At 31.4% G+C, this 14,451-nt stretch carries 16 protein-coding genes; 9 read left to right on the top strand and 7 right to left on the bottom strand.

Annotated features, from left to right (window positions below; translation table 11 throughout):
- Positions 1-6 precede the first annotated feature (6 nt).
- Genes IEW40_RS11005 through IEW40_RS10990 form a run of 4 tightly spaced genes read left to right on the top strand, consistent with a single transcriptional unit; the run spans position 7 to position 3,506 of the window.
- Positions 7-540, top strand: a complete 534-nt coding sequence (locus tag IEW40_RS11005) for a hypothetical protein (RefSeq protein ID WP_188618154.1) — start codon at positions 7-9, stop codon at positions 538-540.
- A 12-nt stretch (positions 541-552) separates the two neighbouring features.
- Positions 553-1,452 carry a hypothetical protein gene (locus tag IEW40_RS11000; protein WP_188618153.1) on the top strand — a complete coding sequence of 300 codons (900 nt, stop codon included), beginning with the start codon at positions 553-555 and terminating at the stop codon, positions 1,450-1,452.
- Positions 1,453-1,486: 34 nt separating this feature from the next.
- A complete protein-coding gene (locus IEW40_RS10995) occupies positions 1,487-2,704 on the top strand; it encodes a hypothetical protein (RefSeq protein ID WP_188618152.1) in 1,218 nt (405 codons plus the stop codon).
- 10 nt (positions 2,705-2,714) lie between these two features.
- Positions 2,715-3,506 (top strand): hypothetical protein, encoded by a 792-nt coding sequence (locus tag IEW40_RS10990; RefSeq protein ID WP_188618151.1) that lies wholly within the window; start codon positions 2,715-2,717, stop codon positions 3,504-3,506.
- Here the strand turns inward: IEW40_RS10990 and IEW40_RS10985 are convergent.
- Complete coding sequence (locus tag IEW40_RS10985; RefSeq protein ID WP_188618150.1) at positions 3,496-4,077, bottom strand: DUF3109 family protein; 582 nt, start codon at positions 4,075-4,077, stop codon at positions 3,496-3,498. The genes IEW40_RS10990 and IEW40_RS10985 overlap by 11 nt on opposite strands.
- Before the next feature lie 12 nt (positions 4,078-4,089).
- Positions 4,090-4,986, bottom strand: a complete 897-nt coding sequence (locus IEW40_RS10980; protein ID WP_188618149.1) for a DUF6427 family protein — start codon at positions 4,984-4,986, stop codon at positions 4,090-4,092.
- 42 nt (positions 4,987-5,028) lie between these two features.
- Here IEW40_RS10980 and IEW40_RS10975 point away from each other — a divergent pair, with 42 nt between their 5' ends.
- Positions 5,029-5,265 carry a hypothetical protein gene (locus IEW40_RS10975; RefSeq protein ID WP_188618148.1) on the top strand — a complete coding sequence of 79 codons (237 nt, stop codon included), beginning with the start codon at positions 5,029-5,031 and terminating at the stop codon, positions 5,263-5,265.
- A gap of 78 nt (positions 5,266-5,343) precedes the next feature.
- On the opposite strand, the gene IEW40_RS10970 is transcribed toward IEW40_RS10975, so the two are convergent.
- The 5 genes from IEW40_RS10970 to IEW40_RS10950 form a co-directional block, all read right to left on the bottom strand.
- A complete protein-coding gene (locus tag IEW40_RS10970) occupies positions 5,344-5,781 on the bottom strand; it encodes a universal stress protein (RefSeq protein WP_188618147.1) in 438 nt (145 codons plus the stop codon).
- Positions 5,782-5,849: 68 nt separating this feature from the next.
- On the bottom strand, positions 5,850-6,458 hold the full coding sequence (locus IEW40_RS10965) for a fumarylacetoacetate hydrolase family protein (protein WP_188618146.1): 609 nt from the start codon (positions 6,456-6,458) through the stop codon (positions 5,850-5,852).
- Between the two features lie 26 nt (positions 6,459-6,484).
- On the bottom strand, positions 6,485-6,904 hold the full coding sequence (locus IEW40_RS10960; protein WP_188618145.1) for a putative signal transducing protein: 420 nt from the start codon (positions 6,902-6,904) through the stop codon (positions 6,485-6,487).
- A gap of 84 nt (positions 6,905-6,988) precedes the next feature.
- Complete coding sequence (locus tag IEW40_RS10955; protein ID WP_188618144.1) at positions 6,989-7,753, bottom strand: 3'-5' exonuclease; 765 nt, start codon at positions 7,751-7,753, stop codon at positions 6,989-6,991.
- A 74-nt stretch (positions 7,754-7,827) separates the two neighbouring features.
- On the bottom strand, positions 7,828-8,553 hold the full coding sequence (locus IEW40_RS10950; RefSeq protein WP_188618143.1) for a CDP-alcohol phosphatidyltransferase family protein: 726 nt from the start codon (positions 8,551-8,553) through the stop codon (positions 7,828-7,830).
- 138 nt (positions 8,554-8,691) lie between these two features.
- Between IEW40_RS10950 and IEW40_RS10945 the strand changes: the two genes are divergently transcribed.
- The 4 genes from IEW40_RS10945 to IEW40_RS10930 all read left to right on the top strand — a co-directional run bounded on the left by IEW40_RS10945 (position 8,692) and on the right by IEW40_RS10930 (position 14,392).
- Positions 8,692-10,626, top strand: coding sequence for an LTA synthase family protein (locus tag IEW40_RS10945; protein ID WP_188618142.1), 1,935 nt, complete (start codon positions 8,692-8,694; stop codon positions 10,624-10,626).
- A gap of 126 nt (positions 10,627-10,752) precedes the next feature.
- Positions 10,753-11,175, top strand: coding sequence for a DUF2147 domain-containing protein (locus tag IEW40_RS10940; protein ID WP_188618141.1), 423 nt, complete (start codon positions 10,753-10,755; stop codon positions 11,173-11,175).
- Between the two features lie 96 nt (positions 11,176-11,271).
- Positions 11,272-12,255, top strand: a complete 984-nt coding sequence (locus tag IEW40_RS10935; RefSeq protein ID WP_188618140.1) for a pyruvate dehydrogenase complex E1 component subunit beta — start codon at positions 11,272-11,274, stop codon at positions 12,253-12,255.
- Between the two features lie 136 nt (positions 12,256-12,391).
- Positions 12,392-14,392, top strand: coding sequence for a KUP/HAK/KT family potassium transporter (locus tag IEW40_RS10930; protein WP_188618139.1), 2,001 nt, complete (start codon positions 12,392-12,394; stop codon positions 14,390-14,392).
- Positions 14,393-14,451 lie beyond the last annotated feature (59 nt).

Below are 14,451 nucleotides of genomic sequence, written 5' to 3'. Positions count from 1 at the left end.
ATTAAAATGAAAAAAATCGTTTTTTCCTTACTATTTTGCCTACTATCTTTTCTAAATTTTGCTCAAGAAAAAACGTTGAACGAAATTTTGGCGGGGCCTTGGAGAGGTTTTTCTAGTGAACAAGTTCCAAACATGGGCGAAGTAAATACAGGTGTTTACATGAAACTAGTTTTTAATGAGAAGATTGATGGCAGTAAAACTGAATATCCTTTTTATGGAACCAATCAAATTGAATTTATTTACACCGATCAATTTGGGACTAAAACGTATTTTGCGCTGGTAAATGTAAGTGGAACTTTTAATATAAAAGATAAAACACTTTATGTAAATGATGATAGTTTTGCTTCTTATGACAGTTTACCAGACGGGATGAATTGGGAATTAGGAAAATTTAAAGTTACAGCTTATAAAGACCAAGATCATGCAGGTTTTTTTCTTCTAAAAGGAGTTTCTTTAGATGCTAATAACAATGTAAAGTCCGGGAGCAGAATATATTACACCACAGACTTAACCTATAATCCTTGGAAACAAAAATATTAAAAAACACAAATGATGAAAAATCTATTAATAACAATTTTCGGTTTTCTTTTTGCAATAATAAATGCTCAAACTGAAAAATACAAAGCCTCAGATTATTCAATACCAAATAATGTAAAATCCTACAATACATTTGTTTATGTTTACGATGTAGAGTTAGGGAAATACAAAGTGATTGAAAAACACATCAGAATTTTTGAAAAAGGATTGCTAAAATATGATTATGTTTTAGACAATTATTTAGATAGATTTTCTCAACTCAAAAAATATGAATATAATGCTCAAAATCAATTGGTTTCTATAAAGGAAGCCGAGAGTTTTGATGGCGCTCTTTATCCTTACCAAGATTTTTACTATGAAAATGGCAAGTTGGTAAAACAATCTGAAGTTTTGGGAGATAAAAGAATTTTTACCGATTTTAATTATGATGCCAAAGGAAGGATTATTAAAGAAAAGAAATATCAAGATGACAAATTGGTTTTTTCAACAGTAGATTATAGTTATACTTCTGATAAAAATTATACAACCAAGAAAGTGGTTTTTATTAATGATAATTCTAAAAGAATTATAGATGCAGTTTTTGAAAATAATTTGATAATTTCTGAAAAAATAGACGATCTTGCTGCTAAAATTTCTTATACATTTAAATATGACAAAAACGGAAATGAGGTGATGAAAAGCGATTTGGTAAACAATTTTGATAGTCATTACGTTTACGGAAAAACGGGAGCGATTCTGAAATCTAAAAAAACAGAATATGACGATTATGAATATGATATCGTTAATTATTTTGAATTCTCAGAAATTACCTACGAAGATGGTTCTAAAGAAGGGAGTAAGGTTTTTGATAAAGAATTTGCTAAATCTTTCAAAATGAGTGTTTTGTCTTACGATTTTATAGATGATTTAAAATAATTTTTTTAACTTTATTTCTCATAAACTATTTGATATGAAAAATTTTCTTTTACTAATTTCAGTGTTTCTGGTACAATTTTCTTTTGCCCAAAAAGATAATATAGAGAAATATTTATCCGAAAATTGGGGCGTAAATAAAGATGTTGCAAAAATTGAAGAAGTGAAATATTCGCCAGGAATGACTTCTGGTAAATTTGAGCCAAAAGAAACTAAAATTTATACCTTCAAAAACGGAAAATTAATTTCTTTAGAAACTCAATATTCTAAAGATAAAGTAATAGAAACTTTTGAATATAATACGCAAGGAAAACCAGTGAGGTATACTTATATCACTACTGGAACAGACAAGGCGAGTGAAAATATTTCTACATTTATCTACAACAAAAACGGAAAACTTTCTGAAATAAAACCTTCTAATCCAAGATTTCATTGGCAATATAAATATCAATATAAATCTGACGGAACACCTTCTGTAATTGAGATTTTTGATGAAGGTAAGCTTTCTAATAAAAATATCATCACTTCTTATAATGATGAAAAAAACTATACTTATATCAACGAAAATTATTCAACTAATGATGGCAAAAAGGTTTTTGAACTGAAGGAAAGCCGCGTAAACGGACAAAGACCAATGCGCAAAGATGCTTGGGTTGAAGGCAAAGACCAATTCGGAAATGTAATTAGAATTCGAGAAAACAATGCGGTTTTTGGTAAATATTACTATTCTAGAAAACTGACGTATAACAACGGAGAAATTACTGGAAGCACAGAGTATAATCCCTATTTTTCTGAAGGAATTAATGCAACTGTAGAAAAAACACCCGAAAATATTAACCCCAAAAATAGATACAAGACTAGACTCAATACCGAAGGGAAATTCAGTGTGATAGACGAGAAGGGAAACGCAATTTCTGATTACAGCAAAAGTTTTATATCACCCAACAGAACAGATTTTTTATTTCTAGACCCAAATAATGGTGAGGCAGCACTGATTGAAAATGCAACTCCTTCTGAGAATTTTGTAGAAATGAAACCGTATAATTGTCCTTCTAAAATGTATATAGTGATTAATACCGATTATAAATTCATAATTTTTGAGAATGGCAAACAAGTTGATACCTCTAATATGAAAATTTCTCAGGATATAAATAACCTTGTTGTTTCAGAGAATAATATTCCTAAATATTTTATTCCTAACTTTGACAAATTAACATTTTTAAAATTTTATCCGCTATCTATTTTAGCTTTGTAACTAATTATTGATGATGAAAAAACTGGTTTTATTTGTATTAATGTCTTCTATATTTGGTTTTTCGCAAGAAAAAATAACCACTCAAGATTTTGGGCTTAATCCTAAAACCGAGACTGTGGTTTCTAAACAAACTTGGGCTAATGCAAATTATAACAAGGGTGTATACATAGAAACGCTTACTTTTTATAATACCTATTTACAGAGCAAAAAAAATCAAGACGGAGATTATATTACAGAAGATAAATATTTTTATAATATTGATAATCAATTGATAAGGATAGAAACTCTACACCATAATTCTGATCAGACAGAAGCCGTGAAATTTTACTATCAAAACGGGAAGCTATCTTCCAAAGAATTCTATATGAATGACAAGCTAATTACCAAAACCATTTTTACCTATGATAAAAACGGAAGATTAGTTAATGAAACTGAAAAATCACTTAAAAACGAATTGGTTTTGGAAGTTAATTATAGCAATTACGTGAATGATAATACCTATACTAAATCTTCAGTGGATTATAAAGAAAATAAAATCCTGCAAAGGATAGTAGAATATTATGTAAATGGTCTGGTAAGTCTAGAAGAAAGTGAAATGTATAATCTTAAATCTACCAGAAAATTAATATATTCTACCAACCGAAGATTGGTAAAGGAAATTATAAATAATGATGAAATAAACGTTTACAGTTATAAGTTTGATGAAAATGGCAATCCAACTAAAATCTTCAAAATGAATAACAGAGACAATGGAGACACCATTATTATGATACAAAATACCTATTCTGATTTTAGGAATTAAATTCTCTTTCCCACTCTTCTGCTGCTTCGCAGAGAGTTTTATAAAACTCTTCTCCGTATTTTCTAATAAGAGGTGTTTTCAAAAATTTGTAGACAGGAACTTGTAATTCTTTACCCAAGGTGCAAGCATCACTGCAAACGCTCCACTCGTGGTAGTTAACCGCCGAAAAATTTCTGTATTCTGTAATTCTGATAGGGTATAAGTGACAAGAGATGGGTTTTTGCCAATCTACCACACCATCTTCATATGCTTTTTCTATGCCACATTTAGTAATACCTTTTTCATCAAAAATTACATAGGCGCATTCTCCGCCATTGACCAATGGTGTCACTAGATCTCCGTCTATATCTATTACATGCGTGCCTTGTTCTTCTATAGCAGCTACACCTTCGGGTCTTAAATAACTTTTGATTTTAGGGAAAATTCTTTTCAAAATTTCAGTTTCATTGGTGTCTAATGGTGCGCCAGCATCTCCTTCTACACAGCAAATTCCCTTACATTTAGAAAGGTTACATACAAATTCTTCAGAAAAAATATCCTCAGAAATTAATTTATCATCTATTTGAATCATAATCTAATTTATTTAAAAAAATGTTGCAGCTTTATAAGCTAAAAGGCTGAAAATAATTACCCAAAATCCTAGTTCTTTCATCCAATATTTTCTTAGAAATCTCAGTCCTCTGGCAATTATTATTACATTAGGCAATACCAAAAGCAGTAGATACTCATAAGAATTTCCCATATACAGAAAAACCGTTGTAAGTTGTGCTATGAAGAAAAATAGCAGAAAACTATATTGGTATTTACTTCTTGGGCTTTTTTTGTTAAAATTGGCAAAATGGTCTGAAATTGCATATAGTACAAATAATGCAATAGGAGCTAAAAGATATAATGGGTAAAAATCTGTACTGAATTTGTCTAATACCAAAGGAAGATATCGCTCATCAAACTCTGTGTTTCCTAATAAGTACATGATTCCAAAATATGTTCCAAGCACCATCAGAATTCCATAAAAATATCTAAAAATATTCAGTAAAATTCTATCTGCGGTTGATATCAAGTGTATAAATACAAAAATAAACATAGGCCATGTAGTGGGTAGAAATATAAAATTGATGGTTAAAATACTTCCAATGATCAAATAAGAATTTTTTCTTACATGGTCATTATCACTTGCCAAAAGAAAAATAACAAAAGAATTGGTAAAAACTGACATGCCTATTCCTATATCTAGATTACCAGGATATAATGAAAACAAAGAAATGCTATATAAAACTAGCGGAAGATGGGTGTTGTAATTAAGCCCAATAGCACTAAAAAGAAAATATCCCAAAGCAAATCCACAAAAAGTTAAAATATCTGTAATGAGCTCTAATTTCCTGAAATCTAATACGTTAAAGTAAACAATTAATAAGAAAAGTAAAAAAATATAGACAGGTATCGAAAAAATATTGGTTTCTTTTGAGAGTAATCTAAACATTTTTTATATTTTTGTGCAAAGTTAATTTAAAATAATAAAAAAATGACGTCTTTTTGGTTATTCTTAAGCGATGTATTCAAGTTTTCTTTCGGGTTTTATGACTTAGCAGGAAACGTACTCAACTGGATTTTGTTTTTAGTAGCTTCTGGTATTTTTACCTATTGGTGCTATGTATTGGTTGCCGTTTTAGGTAATAACAAAGACAAAGATTATCACTCACCTACAGAAGGTAAATTTCACTATTACAATCCTGAAATTCATACCAAAGAAGTAGAATAATTTTATCCAAATAAAATTTTAATCAACATAAAAATCCCGATATTAAAATCGGGATTTTTTATTTTTAATAGAAAGATTCTACTGATGACAAGGAATAATAACCACAGGTATTTCAGATTTTTTGGTAATATCTTTGGTAAGGCTTCCTACAAAAACATCATAAATTCCACTTCGCCCGTGGCTACCCATTACAATATAACTAGCGTTTTTTTCTTTGGCATAATTTAAAATGATTTCTGCAGATATTCCTTGTTTTAAGATGTGCTCACAAGCCACGCCTTTAGATATTATTCTTTTCTGAATTTCATTCAACTCAGACAATTCTTCTGCGATTTCAGTTTTCTCTATTTCTGGAAAGTATTGAAATCCCATATCTCCTATTGCAAACCCAATGTCTGCTGGAGCTACGTGTATCAAGCATATTTTTCCCATTACTTCTTTAGCAAAATCTACCGCTCCGTCTATCAAGACATCTGTGGTATCGGAAAAATCAACTGGCAATACAATGTTTTTCATGATATGTGATTTTTTGATACAACTAAGTTACAACAAAAAATAAGCCTTCACAATTATTTTGATATGATTTATTGTATGCGAAGAGTATAAATTTTTTCTCCTTCTAAAAGCATTTCTAGCTCATCATTTTCTTCTACTTTTCCTACACCTTTTGGTGTTCCTGTAAAGATTAAATCTCCCACTCTCAAAGTAAAGTATTGTGATACAAAACTGATGATTTGCTCTGGCGAAAATAGCATGAGATTGGTATTACCATCTTGTACAGTTTCTTTATTTTTTTTAAGCTGAAATTTTAAATTTTTAAGGTCAAATTTTTCTTTAGAATAGAAATCAGAAACCACGGCACTTCCGTCAAAACCTTTTGCCAATTCCCAAGGTAGGCCTTTTCCTTTGAGTTGAGATTGTAAATCCCTCGCCGTAAAGTCTATTCCTAGGGCTATTTCTTCATAATGTTTATTAGCATTTTCTTCTAAGATGTATTTTCCTCCTTTTGAAATTTTAATCACTACTTCTACTTCATAATGTACATCATTAGAAAATTCAGGAATGTAAAAATCACTCCCTTTTTTCAGAACGGCAGTATCTGGTTTCATGAAAATTACAGGGTTTTCAGGGATTTCGTTTCCTAATTCTTTGGCGTGTTCTGCGTAATTTCTTCCGATGCAAATGATTTTCATAATTGATAAATGTTGGGAGATATATTTTAATGTTTAAATTCATTTCCACAGTAGTAACAGGTGTATTTACTACTCGGAACTTTTATAGGAATACCTATTAGCAACCAGCTTATCCCGAAAATTCCGTCTGGTTTTTCGTGTTGATAGATATGGTTAGAGCCACATTTTGGGCAAGTAAAACTATACTCAGGATTTTCTATGGTGTGTTCTACTTCAAGCGCTAATTCTTCGTTTTCTACAAATTTTTGTAAAATTTCTTTCGCTCTTTCTACATTTTCTTCAAAAACTTGCAGCTGCAAACCACCAATTGCATTAGAAAGCAACCAATCTGATTGTATGGTTTGTTCATTGGCAATATAACTTTCAATGCCCTTTTCCGCCAAAATTTGTTTGTCTCTATTGGCTTCAATAGGACTTTCGTAATATTTTATGCGAATGAGGTTCACTTTTTTTTTGTTTGATGTTTTATTTTGTCAAATTTAAAACAAAAAATACATTTTAAAAGCCAAATGCAATAAGCCAAAAGCCATTTAAAACTTACTTCTCAACTGAATTTTAGTCAAAACCTTTTTGGTGTAAAGCGGGAAATCAGCGTTTTGAATCCAACCGAAATAGCCTACATCTTTCGTGAAAACATCTTTTACTTTTTGACCTTTGTATTTCCCAAAAGTAAAAATTTCCTCGTCTTTATCATCAAAAGCGATAAATCCTGCTAAATCTGCAAATTTATTATGAAAAGAAAATTCACTTAAAGCTGCAATGTCATTAGGCAAATCTGTGTATTTTTCTACTTGAGCATCCAGAACTTCGAAAGTTGCCAAAGTATCAGCTTCCGCAGAATGGGCGTTTTCTAGTGATTTTCCGCAGTAGAAATTATAGGCAGCACTTAGATTTCTCGGTTCCATTTTATGAAAAATCGTTTGTGCGTCAATAGGTCTGTGTTTAGACAAATCAAAATCATAACCTGCTCTCAATAATTCTTCCGCCAATAGTGGAATGTCAAATCGATTAGAATTAAAGCCTCCTAAATCCGAATCTTTAATCATTTCTATAATTTTCGGAGCGAGTTCTTTGAAAGTAGGCGAGTCTTTTACATCTTCATCGGAAATTCCGTGCACTGCGGTAGATTCTGCAGGGATTGGCATTTCTGGATTTACATACCATGTTTTGCTCTCTCTAGAAGCATCTGGGAATACTTTTAGAATACAAATTTCTACAATTCTGTCTTTTGAGATATTTGTTCCTGTAGTTTCTAAATCGAAAATACAAAGCGGTTTGTGAAGTTTTAGATTCATACTTGAGTTATGAGTTACGGCTTACGAGGTGGAGTTGTGAGTTTTAACTCGTAACTCCCATCTCATACCTGATTTTATTTAAGTTGTTTTTGAAACACTATTGAAATTAAAATGTAATAAATGATTACCAAAGGAATTCCTGCCAATCTGAAAATCGACATAATGAGGAACGAACCAATCACCAAAAATACTTTAGGATAGTTGTCTTCTAATTTTTTGGATTTGAATTTCATTGCAATCATTTTAATTGGAGAAATCAAAAGCCAAGAACTTAAAATGGTGAAAATAAATAGAATTTCGTTGGAAAAACTTAAGGTAAATGCACTTGCAAATTGATTGCTAGATTCTCCTAAAAAATAAAGAACTCCAAAAATTAAAATCGTATTACTTGGTGTATTTAGACCTTTGAAATAGTAGGTTTGTTCTTCATCTAAATTGAAAATCGCCAATCTAAGACAAGAAAAAAGCGTGATAAAAAGTCCGAAATATTTAAGTTCAAAAGGAAGTGTAATCCCGAATAATTCATTTGCGTTATTGGCAAAAGCATTGAACATTACTAAGCCTGGAACCAGCCCAAAACTTACCATATCTGCCAAAGAATCTAGTTGTGCCCCCAAATTAGAATTAGATTTCAAAGCTCTGGCTACAAAACCATCAAAAAAATCTAAAACCAACGAAAGCGCCAGGCATAATGCTGCAATGGCATAATTGTGATTAAGAATCTGAATCACTGCAATGCTTCCGCAGAATAAATTCCCGAGAGTAAGTGCATTGGCCAAATTGTTTTTAATAAAATTCATTTTACAAAAATAGAAAAATTGATGGGAAGATGGAAGCCAGAAGAAGGAAGTTTTTGGTAAATCTTAAATTAATTGTTGTCAGAACCAAAAACATCATGTTTTTAATTTGCTCTTATAAAAATTTGTAATTTTGCCGCTATGAAAATTTTCTCAGAATTTAGAAAACAAGAAGTTATAGCACTTCTTTACCGTATTTTTTTGGCGTACTTTTTTTATCAAGTTGCTAGATTTTTGTTTTGGTTTTTCAATAAAGATGTCATCAAAATAGATAGTATTTCAGACTATTTTAGCTTAGCTTATCATGGTTTAGCTTTTGATACTACTGCTATTTTGTATGTCAATGGTTTGTTTGTTTTGCTCAGTATAATTCCTATAGTTATTAATTCAAAGGCTGGCTATCAGAAGTTTCTTTTTTATCTCTATTTCATAACCAACGGAATTACGTTTGGTATGAATTTCGGGGATTTTATATATTACAAATTCAGTAATGCGAGATTAACAACCGCTGCACTTCACGTAGCACAACACGAAAACAACATAGGTAAAGTTTTCTTGCAATCGGTAATAGAACATCCTTTTGTGATTATTTGGTTTATAGTTTTAATGATATTTTGGATTTTTTTGTACAAAAAAGTGCAAGTTCCAGAGAGAAAACCTCAGAAATTGCTTCCTTATTTTGTTACTTCTATCCTTACACTTTTGGTAATAGTTACTATTGCAATTGGCGGAATAAGAGGGGATTTCAAACATTCTACCAGGCCAATTAATTTGGTAGATGCCAATAGATATGTCAAAAATCCTACACAAGCTAATGTAGTTTTGAATAGTGTTTTTTCGTTTTTTAGAACGATGAATACCAATAATTTCAGAGAAGTACATTTTGTGAATCAGAAATTTATTGACGATAATATAAAACCTTATAAATTTTACAAAAGCGGAACAAAGTCTAAACCCAATGTGGTGATTTTTATCCTCGAAAGTTTTGGTAGAGAATATTCTGGAGCATTTAATAAACATAAAAAAATCAAAAATTTTGAGAGTTATACTCCGTTTTTTGATAGTTTGGCCACAAAAAGTTTGATTTTCCCAAATGCTTTTGCAAACGGAAGACAATCAATACACGGGATGAGTTCTGTTTTGGCAGGAATCCCAAGTTTAGCAGACGCTTTTACCAGTTCGCCATATTCTAATCAGAAGATACAATCTATCGTTTCTGTTTGTGATGAAATGGGCTATGATACTTCGTTTTTTCATGGTGCGCCCAATGGAAGTATGGGCTTTTTAGGTTTCGGAAATATTTTAGGATTTAAGCATTACTATGGCAAGACAGAATATAATAATGATGTAGATTTCGATGGGATTTGGGGGATTTGGGATGAGCCTTTTTTTCAATATTTTGCTAAAACTTTAAATCAAAAGAAATCACCTTTTATGGCAACCATGTTTAGTGTTTCGTCTCATCATCCGTTTAAAATTCCTGAAAAATATAATGGGAAATTTAAAAAAGGAAAAATAGATATTCACGAACCGGTAGAATACACCGATTATTCTATTAAAAAATTCTTTGAAACTGCAAAAAAAATGCCTTGGTATAACAATACAATTTTTGTTTTTGTGGCAGATCATACCAATCAGACCTATTACGAAGAATATAATAAACCAATGAATAGATTTGCGGTTCCTATTTTATTTTTTTCACCGAATCCAGAATATAAGTTACAAGGTGAGGATTATGAAAATGTACAGCAAATGGATATTTATCCTACATTGGCAGAATTGATAGGGTATAATAAACCAGTTAGAAGCTGGGGAAGAAGTTTGATTTCTGGTAAAAAAGAAACCAATATTATTGTTAATTCCACTGGCTCAGTTAATCAATTTACCATAGATAATTATATTTATACGTTTGATTCTGATATGAAACTTCTTGGGATTTACACCAAAGAAGATTTAGGACTAGAAAATAATTTGATTTCTCAATCTCAAAATTCTGAAATGCAAAAAAGTATCATGTTGGCAAAAGCTTGGTATCAGGATTATATGGATAGAGTAATAAATAGAAAGTTGCATTAAAATTTAAACCATTGTTTAATTTTTAAAATTTTGGCATTTGCTTTGTTAATAGTATGATGTGAATAACAATAAATTTGTTGTTTAATAAAATTTATTTACATTTATCGCAAAATTAAAATTAAAGAAATGAAAAAATTATTATTCGCATCATTAATGCTTTTTTTTAGTGCTGTTTCGTATGCGCAAATCGAAGGTAAGTGGAAAACAATAGATGATGAAACTGGGAAACCAAAATCTATTGTAGAAATCTTCAAAAAATCTGATGGTAAGTATTACGGGAAAATTGTACAATTACTAGCCAAGCCAGAAAATGAAAATTGTGTAAAATGTACAGACGACAGAAAAAACAAACCATTAATTGGTCTAGAAATCATTAGAGGTCTTAAAAAAGACGGAAATGAGTTTTCTGGAGGTCATATTACCGACCCTAAAAACGGTAAAACTTATAAGTGTACAGTGAAAACGGACGGTTCAGATAAGTTAGATGTAAGAGGTTACATTGGTTTTTCTCTTATCGGAAGAAGCCAAACTTGGCATAAGGTAAAATAATTTATAAAAATAGAACGCTTCAATTAATTGAAGCGTTTTTTATGTGATAAATAATATAAAAATCATTAACTTTGCACCTCAAATAATTGTAACAGGATGAAAGAAGTACAATTTCGCGAAGCTATCTGTGAAGCGATGAGCGAAGAAATGCGTAAAGACGAGTCTATTTACCTAATCGGTGAAGAGGTAGCTGAATATAACGGAGCTTATAAAGCTTCAAAAGGTATGTTAGCTGAATTTGGTGCTAAAAGAGTAATTGATGCTCCTATTGCAGAACTAGGCTTTGCTGGGATATCTGTAGGTGCTGCTATGAACGGTAACCGCCCGATTGTAGAATTTATGACCTTCAATTTCTCTATGGTGGCTATAGATCAAATTTTGTCTAACGCAGCTAAAATGTATCAAATGAGTGGAGGACAGTGGAATATTCCTATCGTTTTCCGTGGCCCTACTGCTTCTGCAGGTCAATTAGGTGCTACGCACTCTCAGGCTTTCGAAAGTTGGTATGCCAACTGCCCAGGTCTTAAGGTAATCGTACCGTCTAATCCATATGATGCTAAAGGATTGTTGAAATCTGCAATTAGAGATAATGATCCTGTAATTTTTATGGAATCAGAGCAAATGTATGGTGATAAAATGGAGATTCCAGAAGAGGAATATTACATCCCAATAGGTAAAGCTGATATTAAAAAAGAAGGGAAAGACGTTACCTTAGTTTCATTCGGAAAAATCTTAAAATTAGCAATGCAAGCGGCAGCTGATTTAGAAAAAGAAGGGATTTCTGTAGAAGTTATTGACCTTAGAACGGTTCGTCCATTAGATTATGATACCGTATTAAACTCTGTGAAGAAAACGAATAGACTAGTGGTATTAGAAGAAGCTTGGCCATTTGGTTCTGTAGCTTCAGAAATTACTTATATGGTTCAGCAAAAAGCATTTGATTATCTAGATGCTCCTATCAAGAGAATTACAACACCAGATGCTCCAGCTCCTTATTCTGCAGCTTTATTCTCTGAGTGGTTCCCTAAATTAGAAAAAGTAAAAGAAGAGATTAAAAACGTATTGTACGTGAAATCTTAATTTTCAAAATATAATAAACAAAGGCGCAATTTCTATTGCGTCTTTTTTCTTTTTAGGTAATCTTATCTTTTTTTTAATAAAAATTTATTTCATCTCGAAATTAAATTAAATTTGCACATTAAACTTTTAAATTAAAATGTCAGACGTTTTAGCAGGTGGTCATCATTTTGATACCAAAAAATTAAGCATTATTGGAGTGTTGGTTTCTTTAGGAATTGTTTTTGGAGATATCGGTACTTCTCCACTCTATGTAATGAGTGCAATCATAAAAGCAGGTAAAGAAACGCAAATGATTTCCGAAGAATATATCGAGGGAGCACTTTCTTGTGTCATTTGGACGCTTACACTACAGACAACCATAAAATATGTTTTAATTTCTTTAAGAGCTGATAACAAAGGTGAAGGAGGAATACTTGCTTTATTTTCTCTTGTCAAAAAAATGCGAAGAAGATGGCTTTATTTGATTGCAATTGTAGGGGCGTCTGCACTAGTTGCAGACGGGGTTATTACCCCATCACTTACGGTAATGGCGTCTATTGAAGGGCTAAAGCAAATTAAAGGGATAGAATTAGGGATTAAGCCAATATTAGCAATTACTGCCATTATATTAGTCGTTATTTTTGTTGTTCAACAATTTGGGACAAGTTTTATTGGTAAATTTTTTGGACCTGTCATGGTGATTTGGTTTTTATTTTTGGGAATTATGGGGCTTATCAATCTTCAGTATCATCCGGAAATTCTAAAATCATTTAATCCTTACTATGCTTATAAACTCATTGTGAATTCTCCAGATGCACTTTGGATTTTAGGAGCGGTTTTTCTTTGTACTACAGGAGCGGAGGCTTTGTATTCAGATTTAGGACATTGTGGTGCTAAAAATATTAGAGTAAGTTGGTTTTTTGTAAAAACAATGCTTATTCTCAATTATTTAGGTCAAGGTTCTTGGTTGTTGAAAAACTACGAAATGGTTTTTACGGGGACTAATCCTTTTTTTGGAATGCTTCCTCAGTTTTTAATTATTCCTGCAGTTATATTAGCTACTGCTGCTGCTATTATTGCATCTCAAGCTTTGATTACTGGTTCATTTACCATATTTTCAGAAGCTATGTCTCTTAATTTTTGGCCATTCCAGCAGATTGAATATCCTTCTGGTCTTAAAGGTCAAATGTATATCCCAAGAATCAATTGGGGGCTACTTATTATGTGCTTAGTGGTGGTTTTCTATTTCAAAGAATCTGTACATATGGAGGCGGCTTATGGACTTTCTATTACGGTTACAATGCTAATGACGTCTATTTTAATCGTTTTTTGGCTCTGGCGAAACAGAGTAAATAAAATATTTATTGTAATATTTGCAATGGTTTATTTTGCCATTGAACTTGGGTTTTTCAGTGCTAATATTATAAAATTCTTTGAAGGAGGTTGGATTACAGTTGTTTTAGCAGGTTTTGTAGCAGTTTGTATGTACGCTTGGTATAATGGTAGAATGATTAAACAGAACTTTATAAAATTTGTAAAACTGAAAGATTATGTTTCTACCATCAAAGACATAAAATTAGACGAATCTATCCCAAAATATGCCACCAATTTGGCATTTTTAAGTAGAGCAAAACGTGATGATGAAGTAGAATCTAAAATCATCTACTCTATCATGCGTTCACAGCCCAAAAGAGCTGACCATTATTTTATCTTAAATATCATCAACCAAGAAGATCCTTTTACTTTCAAATATTCTATAGATGAGGTGATGCCAGGAACGATTTATAAAATAAATTTTCTTCTAGGATTTAAAAAAGATAGAAAAATTAATGACTATTTTAATCAAGTTCTAGCAGATATGATGCAAGATGGCACCATACCAGATAGAAGTAGCCATCCTTCACTTAGAAGTCATAATGTACCACCAGATCTTAAATATGTAATTATAGACAATGTTTATATCAATGATTTTTTATTAAGCGTAAAAGAAAAAATTACTTTAAGCATCTATAATTTTGTGAAATATATCGGAAGTAGTGATTTCAAAGCATACGGATTGGCACCGCACAATGTTTTGGTAGAATCTGTTCCGCTTATGTACAATCCAATCAGAGAAGAAAAAATTGTCTTAGATGAATTTAGAAGGTACGATTCATAATTCAAAGTATAAGCCTCAGTTTTTTTGAGGCTTTTTTGATGATATTCATCTGTCAGAAT

Origin of the sequence: Cloacibacterium rupense, from assembly GCF_014645495.1 — a bacterium.
Classification (GTDB): Bacteria; Bacteroidota; Bacteroidia; order Flavobacteriales; family Weeksellaceae; genus Cloacibacterium; species Cloacibacterium rupense.
Note: the sequence above shows the minus strand (reverse complement) of the source record. Positions and strands in the feature narration are given on the sequence as shown.

Coding starts and splice junctions, on each gene's coding strand:
- IEW40_RS10990 (WP_188618151.1), top strand. CDS start 2,715: ATGATGAAAAAACTGGTTTTATTTGTATTAATGTCTTCTATATTTGGT.
- IEW40_RS10980 (WP_188618149.1), bottom strand. CDS start 4,986: ATGTTTAGATTACTCTCAAAAGAAACCAATATTTTTTCGATACCTGTC.
- IEW40_RS10995 (WP_188618152.1), top strand. CDS start 1,487: ATGAAAAATTTTCTTTTACTAATTTCAGTGTTTCTGGTACAATTTTCT.
- IEW40_RS10975 (WP_188618148.1), top strand. CDS start 5,029: ATGACGTCTTTTTGGTTATTCTTAAGCGATGTATTCAAGTTTTCTTTC.
- IEW40_RS10985 (WP_188618150.1), bottom strand. CDS start 4,077: ATGATTCAAATAGATGATAAATTAATTTCTGAGGATATTTTTTCTGAA.
- IEW40_RS10940 (WP_188618141.1), top strand. CDS start 10,753: ATGAAAAAATTATTATTCGCATCATTAATGCTTTTTTTTAGTGCTGTT.
- IEW40_RS10955 (WP_188618144.1), bottom strand. CDS start 7,753: ATGAATCTAAAACTTCACAAACCGCTTTGTATTTTCGATTTAGAAACT.
- IEW40_RS10965 (WP_188618146.1), bottom strand. CDS start 6,458: ATGAAAATCATTTGCATCGGAAGAAATTACGCAGAACACGCCAAAGAA.
- IEW40_RS10935 (WP_188618140.1), top strand. CDS start 11,272: ATGAAAGAAGTACAATTTCGCGAAGCTATCTGTGAAGCGATGAGCGAA.
- IEW40_RS11005 (WP_188618154.1), top strand. CDS start 7: ATGAAAAAAATCGTTTTTTCCTTACTATTTTGCCTACTATCTTTTCTA.
- IEW40_RS10945 (WP_188618142.1), top strand. CDS start 8,692: ATGAAAATTTTCTCAGAATTTAGAAAACAAGAAGTTATAGCACTTCTT.
- IEW40_RS11000 (WP_188618153.1), top strand. CDS start 553: ATGAAAAATCTATTAATAACAATTTTCGGTTTTCTTTTTGCAATAATA.
- IEW40_RS10930 (WP_188618139.1), top strand. CDS start 12,392: ATGTCAGACGTTTTAGCAGGTGGTCATCATTTTGATACCAAAAAATTA.
- IEW40_RS10970 (WP_188618147.1), bottom strand. CDS start 5,781: ATGAAAAACATTGTATTGCCAGTTGATTTTTCCGATACCACAGATGTC.
- IEW40_RS10950 (WP_188618143.1), bottom strand. CDS start 8,553: ATGAATTTTATTAAAAACAATTTGGCCAATGCACTTACTCTCGGGAAT.